Annotated in this window: 15 protein-coding genes; 5 read left to right on the top strand and 10 right to left on the bottom strand. The window is 40.9% G+C overall.

Annotation, left to right across the window (positions count from 1 at the left end):
- Window positions 1–224 precede the first annotated feature (224 nt).
- Window positions 225–1,421, top strand: a complete 1,197-nt coding sequence (locus CDC37_RS09635) for an extracellular solute-binding protein (protein ID WP_096621569.1) — start codon at window positions 225–227, stop codon at window positions 1,419–1,421.
- 323 nt (window positions 1,422–1,744) lie between these two features.
- Here the strand turns inward: CDC37_RS09635 and CDC37_RS09630 are convergent, their stop codons facing one another.
- Window positions 1,745–2,359 carry a hypothetical protein gene (locus CDC37_RS09630; protein ID WP_096621567.1) on the bottom strand — a complete coding sequence of 205 codons (615 nt, stop codon included), beginning with the start codon at window positions 2,357–2,359 and terminating at the stop codon, window positions 1,745–1,747.
- A 423-nt stretch (window positions 2,360–2,782) separates the two neighbouring features.
- Between CDC37_RS09630 and CDC37_RS09625 the strand changes: the two genes are divergently transcribed.
- Complete coding sequence (locus tag CDC37_RS09625) at window positions 2,783–3,178, top strand: response regulator (RefSeq protein ID WP_096621566.1); 396 nt, start codon at window positions 2,783–2,785, stop codon at window positions 3,176–3,178.
- A 249-nt stretch (window positions 3,179–3,427) separates the two neighbouring features.
- On the opposite strand, the gene CDC37_RS09620 is transcribed toward CDC37_RS09625, so the two are convergent.
- The 3 genes from CDC37_RS09620 to CDC37_RS25200 all read right to left on the bottom strand — a co-directional run bounded on the left by CDC37_RS09620 (window position 3,428) and on the right by CDC37_RS25200 (window position 5,305).
- Window positions 3,428–3,829 (bottom strand): Na-translocating system protein MpsC family protein, encoded by a 402-nt coding sequence (locus CDC37_RS09620; RefSeq protein ID WP_231943354.1) that lies wholly within the window; start codon window positions 3,827–3,829, stop codon window positions 3,428–3,430.
- A gap of 317 nt (window positions 3,830–4,146) precedes the next feature.
- The gene (locus tag CDC37_RS09615) at window positions 4,147–4,890 is read right to left on the bottom strand and encodes a cobalt-precorrin-6A reductase (protein WP_096621563.1); all 744 of its coding nucleotides are present in this window, start codon (window positions 4,888–4,890) and stop codon (window positions 4,147–4,149) included.
- Window positions 4,891–5,047: 157 nt separating this feature from the next.
- Window positions 5,048–5,305 carry a hypothetical protein gene (locus CDC37_RS25200; RefSeq protein WP_157780703.1) on the bottom strand — a complete coding sequence of 86 codons (258 nt, stop codon included), beginning with the start codon at window positions 5,303–5,305 and terminating at the stop codon, window positions 5,048–5,050.
- Window positions 5,306–5,381: 76 nt separating this feature from the next.
- On the opposite strand from CDC37_RS25200, the gene CDC37_RS09610 reads away from it, so the two are divergent.
- On the top strand, window positions 5,382–5,603 hold the full coding sequence (locus CDC37_RS09610) for a DUF4327 family protein (protein ID WP_096621562.1): 222 nt from the start codon (window positions 5,382–5,384) through the stop codon (window positions 5,601–5,603).
- Window positions 5,604–6,382: 779 nt separating this feature from the next.
- On the opposite strand, the gene CDC37_RS09605 is transcribed toward CDC37_RS09610, so the two are convergent.
- From CDC37_RS09605 to CDC37_RS09585, 5 genes are all read right to left on the bottom strand, one after another.
- Window positions 6,383–6,667: a hypothetical protein gene (locus CDC37_RS09605; RefSeq protein ID WP_096621560.1), complete on the bottom strand. Its 285-nt coding sequence runs from the start codon at window positions 6,665–6,667 to the stop codon at window positions 6,383–6,385.
- A 93-nt stretch (window positions 6,668–6,760) separates the two neighbouring features.
- On the bottom strand, window positions 6,761–8,647 hold the full coding sequence (gene ftsH2, locus CDC37_RS09600; RefSeq protein WP_096621558.1) for an ATP-dependent zinc metalloprotease FtsH2: 1,887 nt from the start codon (window positions 8,645–8,647) through the stop codon (window positions 6,761–6,763).
- Window positions 8,648–9,794: 1,147 nt separating this feature from the next.
- Window positions 9,795–9,953: a hypothetical protein gene (locus CDC37_RS25660; RefSeq protein WP_330220840.1), complete on the bottom strand. Its 159-nt coding sequence runs from the start codon at window positions 9,951–9,953 to the stop codon at window positions 9,795–9,797.
- Window positions 9,943–10,209, bottom strand: coding sequence for a type II toxin-antitoxin system RelN family antitoxin (locus tag CDC37_RS09590; protein WP_096621557.1), 267 nt, complete (start codon window positions 10,207–10,209; stop codon window positions 9,943–9,945). The genes CDC37_RS25660 and CDC37_RS09590 overlap by 11 nt, the downstream gene beginning before the upstream one ends.
- A 138-nt stretch (window positions 10,210–10,347) precedes the next feature.
- The gene (locus CDC37_RS09585) at window positions 10,348–11,502 is read right to left on the bottom strand and encodes a hypothetical protein (RefSeq protein WP_157780702.1); all 1,155 of its coding nucleotides are present in this window, start codon (window positions 11,500–11,502) and stop codon (window positions 10,348–10,350) included.
- A gap of 411 nt (window positions 11,503–11,913) precedes the next feature.
- Here CDC37_RS09585 and CDC37_RS09580 point away from each other — a divergent pair, with 411 nt between their 5' ends.
- Together CDC37_RS09580 and CDC37_RS09575 are read left to right on the top strand one after the other, a co-directional pair.
- A complete protein-coding gene (locus CDC37_RS09580; protein WP_096621554.1) occupies window positions 11,914–12,675 on the top strand; it encodes a HEAT repeat domain-containing protein in 762 nt (253 codons plus the stop codon).
- Window positions 12,676–12,852: 177 nt separating this feature from the next.
- Complete coding sequence (locus tag CDC37_RS09575; RefSeq protein WP_096621553.1) at window positions 12,853–13,458, top strand: Uma2 family endonuclease; 606 nt, start codon at window positions 12,853–12,855, stop codon at window positions 13,456–13,458.
- A gap of 415 nt (window positions 13,459–13,873) precedes the next feature.
- Here the strand turns inward: CDC37_RS09575 and codA are convergent, their stop codons facing one another.
- Window positions 13,874–15,184, bottom strand: coding sequence for a cytosine deaminase (gene codA / locus CDC37_RS09570; RefSeq protein WP_096621552.1), 1,311 nt, complete (start codon window positions 15,182–15,184; stop codon window positions 13,874–13,876).
- Between the last annotated feature and the right edge of the window lie 53 nt (window positions 15,185–15,237).

Genomic DNA, 15,237 nt, shown 5'->3' with positions numbered 1-15,237 from the left:
TTGCAGTATACATAACAGGACTTACGTAATCATGACGCAACGCACTTACATAATTGCGATGTCAGAAAGAAATCTCAAAGTCTTGTTTGATCGTAATCAGTGCGTAAGTCCTACATCCACTCCTCCTCCGTCAGACCCGTCAACATGTGTAATGCAGCTTTTCGTGGGGTCATCTTTTGCTTCTCCTGTATTCTGTATTCTATCTCCTGTACTCTCAATAAAAAATGCGGCGAAGGGAATTTTTACATAGTGCGACTGCTGTAGCGATCGCTCAATTTTTAACTGGTTGTGGCAATAATCAGAATGCATTTCGGGTGGAGTTACTCAAAGGTTCCCTTCCCGGTCAGTTAATTAATCGATTTCAACGCAGTTGGCAAAGTCAACAGCAGGTCAAATTACAAGTGTCTCCCCTGAGAAGGGTTGAGGATGCTTTTACTCACCTGCAAAATTGGCGTTTTCGCGACCAGCTACCCCAACCAGATAATCTCTGGACTCGAATGAGACAATTACCTGTGGTGGGAGAACCCCCAACTCCAGTTGCAAATCTAGTGAGTATTCCAGATTACTGGTTACAAGCTGCCATTCAACAAAAGTTAATTCAAGCCATTGATGTCAGTAAACTTCAGCAGTGGTCTAATTTAGCACCAAAATGGCAACAATTAGTCACCAGGGATGATCAGGGATTTGTCTCTCCCCAAGGAAAAATATGGGCTGCTCCTTTTCGCTGGGGGACAACGGTAATTGTCTATCGTCGTGATCAATTTGCACGTAATGGCTGGAATCCCCCCCGTGATTGGGATGATTTATGGCGACCGGAATTGCGCGATCGCATTTCCCTCCTTGACCATCCCCGCGAAACCATCGGCTTGGTACTGAAAAAGCTGGGTAAATCCTATAACACAACCACGGAAGACCTCAACTCTATTCCCAATCTGAAAACTGAACTCAGCCAACTCCATCAGCAAACAAAATTTTACTCCAGCGATCGCTATCTGGAACCTTTAATTATTGGCGATACTTTCATGGCTGTTGGTTGGTCAAATGAGGTGATTCCTCTGATTACCAGCGACCCCCGATTTGCTGCCATTGTACCCCAAAGGGGAACCGCTCTCTGGGCTGATTTATGGGTAATTCCCTATCAACATCATCCATCCACATCATCCCAATCTGCTGGACATGGAGAATGGATTGACTTTTTCTGGAACCAAGAAAACGCTCGCCAACTTACCATCGGTTCTAAAGTTAGTACCCCCATTCCCACTCAAATTCAACCTAATGATATTCCGCAAAATATTGCGAATTTGTTAATCATTGACCCCAATATCATCAAAAATAGCGAATTAATTTTACCACTACCAGCAAAGGTTACTCGCCATTACTTTGAATTTTTTAACCAAATCAAACAGCAAAAATTAGTTTGATTTTCTCAGAGGATGTCTGTCAAGTATTAATTATCACTATTTTGACTATCGTCCTGACTCTGGAGATGGGGTCATAAAGCTGATTTTCCCTTCGAGAGTACAGACGCGACATGTCGCGTCTCTTCCCATTCCCAAAAACGATAATTCAAGTAATAAAAATGATTTTTGAAACATCCTCTCACGACTTATGCAAGGACAACGTAAACCTTGAAATCAGAATGCAACAGATGAACCTTGTAAAGATGTAGCAATGCTACGTCTCATAAGTAGGTAGATGCAATTAAATATAATTGAATATGTGAACAATTTGGGAATATTCAACCCTATCGATACAAAGAAACCTGATTCGGATTAAATTTCAAGCGATTCCCACCACGCATATCAATACCGCATCGGGTATTGGCTGGACTGCTAAAATCACAGGTATATGCACCTAAAAAATCCTGTTGATAGTTAAACACCCGTAGGTTATATCCCTGGTTACATATTTTATTTTCACCCAAGGCAGAATCTGTAGCTTCTTGACTACAGGAATTACGAGCAATTGTTCCTAGCTGATTGATAAAGTTGTAGCGTTCTAGGTAATCTAATATGCTCCAGACCTGTTGATTGACAATTACATCTATTCTACCCGCTTGATTTTGATTCCCTGGATAGGCTATCCAATTAGCTAATAGTTTGTTTCCATATTTTTCCTTTGACCACCACAAACTCGGTACCGTAATTTTCGCCTGGTTAATGGTATTAGCTGTCACAACTTTATTGCCGGGATTTGTCAGTAATTCTAATTCTAAGGGTGCATCAGATGGTTTCAATGCAGCAACTTCAGAGGCTTGAACTACCTGAGAATTCAGGGGTTGCATCGTGGTAATAATTGTACTAATACCAAATATCCAACGATAGATACTAGTGCGAGAGTTCGATACTTTTTTCTGCATAGGTTAAGTTAGTTGTAGTGATGATGATGGGATTGCATTCAGGGAAATCAGTATAAAATGCAACTATTTTTCCGAAAAATCGACTTCACCTCATCCTGACAATTATTCTGGCATTATTTTTTATTCTTTAATGGACGCAAATATTTTTTCCCGGTTCCAATGCCAGTCTCCTATTTTGTTTAAGTATATATACTATTAAAAGCTTTAATAATTATACCCTAAAAATTCACTATGCAAGTGTTGCTGTACTTGCTTGAATCATTTACATGTGGGATGGTAAAGAATATATACAGCAAATACAATGCTACTCGCTTGATGATATAGTTATAGGTAGTGACTATAATGTATTTCTCTAGAGCCTTATGTTTTTCAGCCGTTGTCCACCGCTAAAACAAAGCCTCGTATTTTGGGAAAAGAAGGAAAATGAGGCTTGTTTTTGGCATGGGGACAAAAAAACATATAATTATTGCGGATAATGATGTAGATAACTTAAATTTTATTTCGTCAAAATTAAAAAATTTGGGTTTTGAATGCCTGTATTTTTCCAAGGGTTTACTTTTGTTGATTTCAGCCCAATCATCTCCCCCTGATTTAATTATTTTGGATTATCTGCTATCTGATTTAAGTGCGATGACGGTGATTAATATCCTCAAAAATGATTACCGTACTAAAGATATACCAATTATTTTGTTTGTACCGGAATCATCTCTTTTGGGAACATCACCTCAGCTGCAAATGGGGGTTGATGCAATCGTGAGGAAGCCATTTATTTGGGACGATTTAGCAGAAATTATTTACAAATTGTTGGGGGTTGTTTGAAAAGTTGCTTTTGTATCTTTATTTTGGGAGTGGGAAGTAGGGAGTCGGGAGTAGTGAATAACTACAAATATACAGTTTGAGCCTATTGACCGTCTTCAATCAAATCACATATGATTCCTATAGCAATCCGACTTAAGTAGTGAAAAATAGTGTGCTGTTGACTGATGACTGGTGACTGTTAACCGTCAACAACCCTACATGTAAGATTTCACGAATTCCGCTCGGACTGCGGTATATTCACGGTGACAGTCAATTTTCCTGAATTCTAAATTTAGGAATTGCTTCTGGATTCCTGACAGCAGGAATTTCTTGGAGGATGACCGTAATTGATGTGACTTCTATTGTCAAGGTGCTGGAAATGATGACATCGATGACGGTCTGACCCAATATATCTTCAATCATGTCTTTAATTGCTGATTTAATCATCCGATCGAGTCGAAGACGTGTTTCCTCAGCAAATAGTGTCTCCCCTTGACTCAGGAAAAACTTTTCTAGGGGAGAAAGCACTTTTTCGATTGTAATCACTAACTTTGTGTCAAAAAAATGGCAAATTATTTGTCCACAACGAATTCCTAATCCGGATGCGTAAAAGGAGCGTACTTGATTGGTGATTTCACGTTCAACCTGTCCAACGGTTAATTGATTGAGCATTGTGGGTTTTTCCTTTTCAAGACAAGTCATTTTTGCTGGGGACTTGGCTGAAAATCTTATCTAAAATTTACCTCAAAAATGGCAGTCAAATTATTAATATAAAAGTTCTGCCGATCCAAGAAATTTTGAAATTATCATCAGCCCTAAGTTTAACAAAGAGTGCGATCGCTTACATCTGTGCTACTTAAGTCTGATGTTAAACATAGAAAATGCTTATACGTATAGGTTCTCATCTATGTGGGGTTTTCTTCAAGAGACGGATGTCGGAAGTTTGCAGCTTGCCAATTATGTCTGAGGGTAGATTCAATTGCACAATATTACCTTTGACTTATCAAATCAATTAACCAATTAACCGCACTTCCTACCGTTGCAACTTGAACGGATTCGGGAACTGGTGGACGTTTCACCATGATGACGGGAATATTTAACTCCCTTGCAGCGATGATTTTTCCGTAGGTTGCGTCTCCACCACTGTTCTTACTCACAATGTGATCGATATCATGGGTCAAAAGTAAATCGCGATCGCGTTCCCAAGTAAAAGGTCCTCTGTCCAAAATAATTTCTCCCCTTGGAATCTCCCCACCCGTTGGTGGGTCAATCATTCGCATCAAAAACCAAATTTTCTCTAACCCAGCAAAGGTGCTAATTTCCTGTCTCCCAATTGTTAAAAAGACTCGCTGACCAACATTTCCCAGGATTTCTGCTGCTTGCTCTATGCTTTCCACCTCAATCCAATTATCTCCTGGTTGTTTTTCCCAAGCTGGTCGCACAAGGATTAAATGGGGTATGTGACATTGTTGTGCTGCGATCGCTACATGAGTCGATATCTGAGCTGCAAAGGGATGGGTTGCATCAATTACTGCTTCGATCTGCATCTGCTGTAAATAATTCCTCAGTCCCCCAATTCCCCCAAACCCACCAATGCGGGTATTTAAATTGCTAATTTTCGGGTTTTTTGTCCTTCCTGCTAAGGATACAAACACCTCTACCTGGTCAAGTTGACTGACCAGTTCCCCTAACTCCACCGCTTCCGTTGTACCCCCTAAAATCAGAACTCGCATTGACTCTGTGATCCACTTTTCTCGCAAATCTTAAATTTTTATTAATTTTACTGGGAAAATGTTGCAATCGGAAAAGTTTGCGATATGCTAGATAGCAATAAACTGCAAGTAATATGCATCCTACGCAGGCTTTTGATTAATTATCTATAGTTTTGCATCAATCATGGTCGAGAGTACTATGATAATTAAAATGCACCTCCAGATAATGATAAAAAGCTCCAGTGGATGGTCTAGCCAGGAAAACCGGGAATAGGGTGAACATAAATTCTGTCTGAGAAAATCTGGCTGACAGACAAAATCGCTGGTATTGGTAGGGATGACCGTACAAACCCGAAAGAATTTGTCCTCCAAGGAAGCTTGATCTGATATATTTAATGTAAGCAGCTGCATTTTTGCCAAAAGTCAGACACTCCATGTCAGGTCAAATGTCTTAAAGGGGAAGCAGTTTTGCACTAAGTATTTACGAACACAAATCAAATTATATTGAGGTTATGGCTCAACAAGTAATTCACCCAATGGTGAAGTTGCAAAGGAATGTGCAATCGCTTGTAGACTCTAAAATTATCCAACCAACCGATAGTATTTGGAAGATAGCATTGCTATTTGGAGATGATTGGCAATTTTGGAAACAAGAATTGTTAGAATTTGGATTTTCTATGCAAGACCCCATCAGCGAGTTGCTGTCGGTGGAAGCATGGGATGAGGAAGAATAGGTTTTGTCCAGGAATTACGCACCTACGGAGTATGAATTTATTGATTTGATTGCACCAGAAGCGTAGTAGATCGAGCGCACATTACACTACCAGTGCAGTACATCTCTACGTTATGAGTGCGTAACCTGGATTAATCACGAGTAGGTTATTAGAATTTGATTTCTACAACTCTAGCCTCGAATTGTACTACGCCCAAAAAAGTTCTAGAGCGAGTACGCATAATTAAAGCAGTTGGGTTTCCTTATTTGACTAGTAGTTGCACAAGGAGCGCTATAGTAAGAGTGTCCATCCGCAAAGTGGAAAGCAAGCTACCTAGAGTAGCACAACTATAAACAAGTGATAATGACTTAAACCGACTTACTTAGGGCTTGCTGAAAAATAGTAAAGACGCGATATATCGCATCTCTATGTTTTGTAAGGAATTAAGGGGGTTTTAGTCGCCAAAAGTGCTTTCCAGATAGGTTATTCGGCTGAAAAACCTGGCATTTGTAATTTTTTGGGTCTTGTAAAAAGTGGAATCCCTAGGGTTAAAACTATTCCCTGTATAGACGCGATATGTCGCGTCTCTCCCTGCTCCCTACCCTTACAAAAAGAATTTTTCCGCAAACCCTACTTATTTTGAGTGCTTTTGAAGGGGAATTGCAACCATAGATAGATTATCATTTTCGATGAATGCAACCATTAATTGATCAATGATTGGTTAATCCGTTGACTCTGAATCGGAGGAACTGTCCGCAACAGCGTCCTCCAAAGCGGATGATGAGTGAAAGCGATGAATATCAACTAATTACCGATGCAGAAGCTCGGCGATCGCGTAATGTAAAATCGCGTAATGTAAATAGGTAGGGAAATCCTATCTTGCGACACCATTGATCCAAGTAAATGGGGATATAAATACCGACTAGTGTACCGATAATTAGGTGAATAGTGGGATGATGAATTTGTAAGAGCTTTGCTAAAAGATTGCGAAAAACAGAAGAAGCGATGGAATGGGCAACAAAAATTTCTAAGGATAATATACCCCAATTTTTTTTACACCGATACCCAAAATATTTGCAACACATTCAGAATTGATAATAAAAACCACCATGTTCCTTGTCGGGGAAACATAGTGGTTGAAAAATCAATTAATTACTACTAATGACTATGAAGTGACTTTACAGTTGGGGTACGAACTGTTGTTTATCTGGAACCTCAGCGTACTCAGAAACAATGCGTCGGAATTCGTCACCGTCAATTGTTTCTTTTTCAATCAATAAATCAACCAAGCGATCCGCAACTGTTCGGTGTTCCCGAATAATTTTCTTCGCTGTTTCGTAGCAATCCTCGACAATTTGACGCACCTGGGTATCAATTCGCGATGCGATCGCTTCAGAATAATCAGAACGGTTCATCCAATCCCGTCCTAAAAATACCTCCCCAGTCTGACTTTCCAAAGATACCGGACCTAAATCGGACATCCCAAATCTAGTCACCATTTGTCGAGCCATACTACTGACCTGTTGCAAGTCATTTCCAGCACCCGTAGTGACTTCCTCTCGACCGAAAATCACTTCCTCTGCTGCTCGTCCACCCAAAGCACCAGCAATTCTTGCTCTGAGTTGCGCGCGGGTAATTAATCCTTGGTCTTCACTCGGTGTAAACCAGGTTAAACCCTGGGCTTGTCCCCGTGGAACCAAAGTAACTTTTTGTACCGGGTCGTGGTCTTTGAGTAAAGTCCCAACCAAAGCATGACCAACTTCGTGGTAAGCAATTAACCGCTTACTCTTACCATCAATCAGAGGTGTTCCCTCCATCCCCGCAACAACCCGATCGACTGCATCGTCAATTTCTAAGAGGGTAATCGCTTCTTTGCGACGACGTGCAGTTAAAATTGCTGCTTCGTTGAGCAAATTGGCTAAATCTGCACCGGTAAACCCAGGAGTACGTCGTGCGATCGCTTCTAGGGACACACTCGGATCCAGTTTCTTGTTACGAGCATGGACGGAAAGAATTTCCAATCTTCCCTTAATATCCGGTGCATCCACAATCACCTGACGGTCGAACCGACCCGGACGCAATAAAGCTGCATCTAAAACATCAGGACGGTTGGTCGCAGCAATAATAATAATTCCCGTATTGCCTTCAAACCCATCCATTTCCGTCAACAACTGGTTCAGGGTCTGTTCCCGCTCATCGTTACCACCACCGATACCCGCACCCCGTTGACGACCTACCGCGTCAATCTCATCGATAAAAATGATACAGGGAGCATTATCCTTAGCTTTTTTAAACAAATCGCGGACACGGGAAGCACCAACACCCACGAACATTTCCACAAATTCCGACCCAGAGATACTGAAAAACGGTACACCCGCTTCCCCTGCGATCGCTTTTGCTAATAATGTCTTACCAGTCCCCGGAGGTCCGACCAATAAAACTCCCTTGGGAATCCGCGCACCTACAGCTGTAAACCGTTCCGGTTGCTTCAAGAAAGTCACTACTTCTTGGAGTTCTTCCTTGGCTTCCTCAATTCCCGCCACGTCGTCAAATTTTACACCCGTTTTTGCTTCCATTTGGAAACGAGCGCGAGATTTACCAAAGTTCATCGCCTGTCCTGGACCACCTGGTAAATTGCTAGAACGACGGAATAAAAAGAACAATCCGGTAATCAACAACACCGGAAAAATTAAATTACCCAGTAATCCCCAAATAGCCCCATCATTACGAGCTGGGTGAGCATCAAAATTAACACCCTTATCTTTCAACTTGGTAATTAATTCCGGCGCACTCGCGGGTAAATCCACCCGGACACGCTGCAAACGGTCGTCTAAAGCGGGATCGACAGCTTCCACAATCGCCGTCCGTCCACCTTCATAAAAATCAACTTGCTTGACCCGTCCTGCATCCAGGTATTCCAAAAAGCGACCAAAGGTCATGCGGGTACTAGCAGCATTTTTGCCCATATCCGCAGGAGCCGTGGCAAACGCTCCTTGCCAAAAGAAAAAACCAATTACCAATGCAGGCAATGTCCAGAGTACAAGGACTCTCCAGGAGAATTTCATCTTAATTTGCCTCTCGGTACCAATACAACAAATCTGCCGAACCCTACTTAACGATAAACCACAAATGACGGAAGGTGAAAGCCTTACCCCCGACGAGATATGGACGTTAGGAAGCCCAGAATTCTGGGTTAACTACCCCTCCATACTCATCTTCAGTTTACAAAACTTTACATCATCCGTAATTATGTTCTCCCTAGGAAGCAGTCAAATTTACGTTTATAAATGCGTTTTGTTTAACTTGACGCTTATCATTAACCATTGCAACGCCAGAACTAGCCCTACAATATAGTTATGAGATCAGCAATAATCTTAATTAAATTTAACTTATTTTTAATCGTTTTTACCAGGGGTGTGGAAAAAAGCTGTTTAGCTCCTCGCTTAAAGATAGGGAGTGGGGAGTGCAAATGAGCTATTTTCTTGTTTAGTTGCGTCCAAATAAGATAGGAGACTGATTTGCAAATTTTATTAGCCTTGCATGGCAAAGCTTTTATCCCATTTTTGACACTGAGTTAAATTTGTTCTCAACTCCTACATGGTGTAAGATGTGAATCTAGTACAAGTCGGCGGAAATACGCCTACCATTTCCCTAGCTCCCATGCTCCGCGTGGGAGCAGAATCTGCGAGGCTCCAGCCTCGTAAACGAAAGCGGTAGCCCTCATTTACTGGGTGACCACGCAGAGCATAGTCACCAGATAAATCGTCTGGATATTTCCGCCAACCCGAACTAGTACCACGCGGCGTAAATACGCCTAACTTTTCCCTCGTACCCATGCTCTGCGTAGATGCGGAATCTACAAAGCTCCTACCTCGTGAATGAAGGCAGTAGCCCTCGCTGACTGAGTGACCACGCAGAGCATAGTCACTAGATAAAAGTTGTGACTAACTTAATACTCGGTTTATTTCAGCCAACCTGTACTAGCTAGTACATTTGGACTACTCAGTATCAGAACCAACGATAATATCGCAAATTTCATTGCTAGTTATATCTTCCCGGTCAGATTTGGAGTAGATGGTTAAAAGTAAAACACTAGTTGGTGATTCGACTTGATAAATTAACCGATAACCACCACTTTTCCCCTTCTGGATATTAGAGTTACGGACACGGACTTTGTAAACAAAGTACTCCTCCCCGAGTCCAGCAATTCTGCTACCAATGAAGTTCCCAGCTTGTATTTGCTCCAGATATTTGCTCCAGAGTTTCTTGGGTATCCAGGCGAATATTGTGGTATCTTTTAGAAAGGTCGCGTAAATCTTTCTTATATTCAGGGGTTAAATCAATCGATACAAGTGGAGAATTATTCGACATCTATACCATCCCACATTTCAGATAGGGGTATACGTTGTCCTGCTTTAGCTTGTTCCCATGCTCTTTTCAAACTGGCTTTTATTTTTGGGACAGGGGTATCATCTGGGTCATCTTCCAGTTCTTGTTCTTCTTGGCTTTTTTCGTTAAATAGGACAATCACCCGAACACGGGTAGGGTGTATATCAGTGTCGAGGGGTTGGTCTAAAATTAAATTACCCTGAGCATCAATGCTACCAGTGACTTCAATTGCTTTCATCGGATTTATTTCAATATAGGTGAGTAGGGAGTAGGGAGTAGGGAGTTATGTCTTCTCAACTTGATGTTAATTTTTGAATTTCTCATCAAGAAATTTTCAATTATTCGTTTATGATTAAATTGTGCCTACTCGTTAATTTTAGGCATTCGTTTTTTTATGATATTCCATTGTACCGCGAGACCATTCCCAGGTTAACAGATTTAAGTAATATACATCTGTGTTATCGCGACTAACTTCTTTGTCTACTTCTAATTCGAGAATTTTCCCTTTTTCTACTTTGATACAGTTTTTCTTCGCTAATAATTCTGCTTTGTGGTCATAAATCCATCCAGGGTTTTCTCCTGTGGTTTCGACCGGTTCAATATTAAAAGTTTCGTAATTGAGAAGATAAACGGGAGTGTAACCGTATTTTCGATCTTCTGGATAACCTAAGCAACCGATTATACAAATGTGGCATTGATCAATTAAGGTTGCTGAGTGAAAATCTGTGGGTGGAAATAATTCTCGAGGATAACCATAAATATTAATTTCCCCATCTGGAAACACCTCAATTACATCATTGTAAATGTAAAAATCCGGGTCATAGTAATCTTCGTGTTCTCCACCAATAAAAATGATTCTGTCATCAGATTGAAAATCATATAAGTTGATGCGAGAGACTCCAAAGCGTTGAAAATTCCACATGGGTGCATCATTGAACCATGTATTCTCTGTTTCCCTAAATTTAACCCTAGCAGCATAAGGAGAGTCCCCTGTTTTGATCATGTATTTCCAAAACTCAAATTCCATTTTTTCCGGATTATTATTTCCGAATCGAGGTCGTCTTTGTTGTTGATATATCTCTCGATTTAAAGGTTGCGGTTTTCCTATGCTGATCAGGTACATTACCTCATACTCCGAATTATCAGTATTCAATGCTTTTAGCTGACCAAATCCGTATAAAATACCAGAGCGATATCCAATAATTTGAATTTGGTTAATATCTTTTTTCTCAGAACAGTTCCAACCATCTCCATAGAAAACTTCATGATTTATTTGCTGTGATGCAGTCCAATTTAAACAGGCAATTAATTCAGTTTCTCCTTGTTTTTGTAAACAAAATAATGGTTCGATATAAAATTTTGTCAATGAATAGGAATCTTTCTCCAATTCACTGAAAGTACCAATATTGAACTGATAATCGCTATAATAAACCTTAAGCGAGCCTTCACAGGATACGGGTACATTACCATCATCACCAGAACCATAACTTAAGTACCCTTGCATATAACAAACTACTTGATTAGCTGACATACAGGTAATTGTGCAGTAGCAATACCAGTCTGTTTGAGCTTGGTAAAAGTTACTTGTGATAAATTCTGTAAAACAATTGAAATACATAGATTATGGGCTTTTTATAGTAGTCTGATTTCATTACTTATCCATGCCTAATTGTATAGGAATCCGATTTGAATAGTCAACAACCCTACATGTCTACATGTAAGGTTTTACAAATCCTCCGCATTTTCCACTCACTCTGTACTCAAATAACCCGACACAAAACTCTATATCCCTATTCCCTGTTCCCGCTAACCCTATTTTCCTGCGACAAATAATCTAAACCACACCCCAACTGTATATAATTGGGAAGTTAATAATAAACGTTGACAACAACAAGTTAGTATCGGGGGTATGTAAACATCCATCCCTCGTTGGGATTTAGATATGTATGATGAAGATGATTTAAATTTACTGATTGATGCAGATACGGAACTTAGCAGTCCTCTGGACAAAATGCCTCCCCTAGAGGAAGAATTGGAAAAGCCCAAGCCAAATCCGGAGGAAATGTTACCTCTGCTACATCATCCTGAACCACAGCAGCGTATGTTGGCTGCAAGGGCATTTTGTGACCTGGAGGATGCTCGTGCTATCCCGGATTTAATTAATCTGCTTACGGATACTTGTCCTTTGGTGCGGGTGAGTGCAGCCTATGGAATTGGTCGTAATCCAAGTGTTGATGCGGTGGAACCTTTAATTAAACAGTTAAATCTGGATTGGAATGGCTATGTTCGCAAAGGGATTGTTTGGGCACTTGGTAATTGTCGCGACAAGCGTTGTTTAGAACCTTTGGCGGATGCACTCAAAACCGATATTGCCGCCGTTAGATTATGGGCGGCTAGCGCCCTCGCACAAATGGGGAATGTGGGTTACGAGTCAGTAATTGGCGCAATTCCGCCGTTAATTTCAGCACTTGTACAAGACCCTGTAGCTCCCGTGCGTAGTAATTGTGCTTGGTCAATTGGACAGTTGTGTCGGGAATTACCCTCGAATGTTGTGTATGCGACGGCTATTGACGCATTAATTCAAGCTTTTGCAGAAGACCCTGATTTAGGGGTGCGGGAAGATGCTAAATCTGCGTTGCTTGCGGTGGGAGATACACGGGGATTACAAATGATTGAAACCTTGGAAACTGAGGGGTGGTTTTGAATTTGCTTACAGTTTCTGTAATTAGGGAGTAGGGAGAGGTAAAATGTTACGTCTGTACTAGTTTGAGGTAAATTTACCCAAGCTGTTCATCGCACTTTCAAAGGAAGACGCTGCGCATCTACGATTTATTTTTGCCGACTTGCTTAAACCTGGTTGATGTTGAAAACAGGAGGTTTTATGACTGCACAATTACCGACAGTAACGGAAAAAGCTGCGATAGTTTTGAAGTTTCATCCTGTGATTACGATGACGGATGAGCAGTTGTTTGATTTTTGTCAACTGAATCGGGATTTTCGCATTGAACGTCAAGAAACAGGAGAAATTGTGATTATGTCCCCGACTGGATCTGAAACCGATGAACGTAATTTTGATTTAATTGGACAATTATGGCTATGGACGAAGCAGGATGGGACGGGTGTGGGATTTGGTTCTAGTGGTGGTTTTACTTTACCATCTGGTGCGGTGCGTTCTCCCGATGCTGCTTGGATTAAAAAAACTGATTGGGAAGCAATTCCTCTGGAAAAACGTAAAAAGTTCGCTCCTATTTGTCCGGAATTTGTGGTTGAATTGCGGTCAGAATCTGATAGTTTAAAGGAATTGAAAGCGAAGATGGAGGAGTATATAAAAAATGGAACGAAATTGGGTTGGTTGATTGACCGGGTTCAGCGCAAAGTTTATATTTACCGGTCTGATTCTGCGGTGGAGGAATTGGATAATCCTACGAGCTTGAGTGGGGAAAATGTTTTACCGGGTTTTGTTTTGGATTTAAGTGGTGTTTGGTAGATTAGGGAGTAGGAGAAGAATTATTCTGTTTTATTTGTTTACGCAAAGACGGTAAGGCGCAAAGGTTTATTTATATATTTTACAATGATTATATTACTGGACGGTAAAGTTATTAACGTGAATTCGACGGATTATAAACGCTACAATCACTGTGAATCAATGATTTTGAAAGTTAAGGTTTAAAGTAACCTCATCCATATAGTTGAGAACAAACTCAATAACTGACTGAGGTTTAATGATTTTATTCTCAACATCATACTTGAAGGTTTTTAGAAACTTCTATTTTCTACGAATGATACTGGACAAGAGTTTCAGGCTTTATAACTCATCGAACTCACGTGTTATTCAGTAATGCTGAAAAGATAAATAATTCGCAGTTTTCACCTTCTGTCTTCTGTCTCCTAACATATAAAATTTAAAATCCATAATCTTCCCCATACCATTTAGTTTCTGCTGGTGTGGTTGCAGCGATGATTTTTCCTTGGGAGATAACGTAACTGGGTTGAATACGAGTACGGATTGCATCATAGCGATCGCGTGCTGCTAATACAATTAATGATGCTGGTTTTCCGACTTCGATCCCGTATTTATCTTCCATGTCTAGGGTTTTGGCTGCATTGCGTGTCACCATTTCATAACATGCATTCACTTCATCCCGTCCGGTCATTTGACAGACATGTACTCCCATATGGGCTACATCTAACATATTACCTGTTCCCAGGCTGTACCAGGGGTCTTGTACGCAATCGTGACCGAAACTGACGTTGATACCATTTTGCCATAGTTCTTTAACACGGGTGACTCCGCGACGTTTGGGATAGGTGTCTGTTCGTCCTTGGAGGGTAATATTAATCAAGGGGTTGGCAATAAAGTTGATTTGGGTACGTTTGAGAAAACCCATTAATTTGTAGGCGTAGGCATTATTATAGGAAGCGAAGGCTGTTGTGTGGCTAGCAGTAACTTTATTTCCCATCCCTGTTTTAATTGCTTCTGCAACCACAACTTCTAAAAATCGCGACTGGTCATCGTCAATTTCATCACAGTGAATATCAATCAAACGGTGGTACTTTTGTGCCAGTGCAAAGATATGTTTAACTGAATTCACCCCATCTTCCCGTGTTAATTCGTAATGGGGAATTCCTCCCACCACATCTGCACCCATTTCTAAAGCCTGTTCTAACAAGTTAAGATTATCTGGATGGGAATAAATACCATCTTGGGGAAATGCTACCACCTGGACAGATATCCAATCTCTGACGCGATCGCGTACTTCTAATAATGCTTGCAGGGCAATTAATCCAGCTGCACTCACATCCGCATGGGTACGGACAAACAATATACCTTGCTTTGCCTGTTCCTGCAACATCCTCAAAGCCCGATTTTTCACATCATCCAGATTTAAAGTCAGTTTGCGATCGCGCCAAATTTCGATTCCCTCAAATAGGGTTCCGCTTTGATTCCAACGCGGTTCACCTGCTGTCAGTACCGAATCGAGGTGGATGTGTGACTCAATGAAAGGTGGAGAAATGAGTTTACCAGCTAAATCCAGTTCCTGATGTGCAGATTCGCTGAGATTTGGAGAAATTGCCGTTATGATGCCATCTTTAATGCCAATATCTAAAGGTTCACTCTCTCCGATATCAAATAGAATTAATTTTCCCCGACGAAGTATTAAATCATATTGAGATGTGATGAATTGATGGGGAATGGGGGATTGGGAGGTCATGGAAGCACTCGGTAATACCCTAAGGTGGATTTTGGATTATACTGCGTAGGCTT

Origin of the sequence: Calothrix sp. NIES-3974 (genome assembly GCF_002368395.1) — a bacterium.
Lineage (GTDB): Bacteria > Cyanobacteriota > Cyanobacteriia > Cyanobacteriales > Nostocaceae > NIES-3974.
The sequence above is the reverse complement of the archived record's forward strand: the minus strand, read 5'-3'. Positions and strand labels throughout refer to the sequence as shown.

Bases quoted from the DNA above. Each gene is read 5' to 3' on its own strand.
- CDC37_RS09635 (WP_096621569.1), top strand. From the start codon at position 225: ATGCGGCGAAGGGAATTTTTACATAGTGCGACTGCTGTAGCGATCGCT.
- CDC37_RS09630 (WP_096621567.1), bottom strand. From the start codon at position 2,359: ATGCAGAAAAAAGTATCGAACTCTCGCACTAGTATCTATCGTTGGATA.
- CDC37_RS09625 (WP_096621566.1), top strand. From the start codon at position 2,783: ATGAGGCTTGTTTTTGGCATGGGGACAAAAAAACATATAATTATTGCG.
- CDC37_RS09620 (WP_231943354.1), bottom strand. From the start codon at position 3,829: ATGCTCAATCAATTAACCGTTGGACAGGTTGAACGTGAAATCACCAAT.
- CDC37_RS09615 (WP_096621563.1), bottom strand. From the start codon at position 4,890: ATGCGAGTTCTGATTTTAGGGGGTACAACGGAAGCGGTGGAGTTAGGG.
- CDC37_RS25200 (WP_157780703.1), bottom strand. From the start codon at position 5,305: ATGGAGTGTCTGACTTTTGGCAAAAATGCAGCTGCTTACATTAAATAT.
- CDC37_RS09610 (WP_096621562.1), top strand. From the start codon at position 5,382: ATGGCTCAACAAGTAATTCACCCAATGGTGAAGTTGCAAAGGAATGTG.
- CDC37_RS09605 (WP_096621560.1), bottom strand. From the start codon at position 6,667: ATGTGTTGCAAATATTTTGGGTATCGGTGTAAAAAAAATTGGGGTATA.
- ftsH2 (WP_096621558.1), bottom strand. From the start codon at position 8,647: ATGAAATTCTCCTGGAGAGTCCTTGTACTCTGGACATTGCCTGCATTG.
- CDC37_RS25660 (WP_330220840.1), bottom strand. From the start codon at position 9,953: ATGTCGAATAATTCTCCACTTGTATCGATTGATTTAACCCCTGAATAT.
- CDC37_RS09590 (WP_096621557.1), bottom strand. From the start codon at position 10,209: ATGAAAGCAATTGAAGTCACTGGTAGCATTGATGCTCAGGGTAATTTA.
- CDC37_RS09585 (WP_157780702.1), bottom strand. From the start codon at position 11,502: ATGTCAGCTAATCAAGTAGTTTGTTATATGCAAGGGTACTTAAGTTAT.
- CDC37_RS09580 (WP_096621554.1), top strand. From the start codon at position 11,914: ATGTATGATGAAGATGATTTAAATTTACTGATTGATGCAGATACGGAA.
- CDC37_RS09575 (WP_096621553.1), top strand. From the start codon at position 12,853: ATGACTGCACAATTACCGACAGTAACGGAAAAAGCTGCGATAGTTTTG.
- codA (WP_096621552.1), bottom strand. From the start codon at position 15,184: ATGACCTCCCAATCCCCCATTCCCCATCAATTCATCACATCTCAATAT.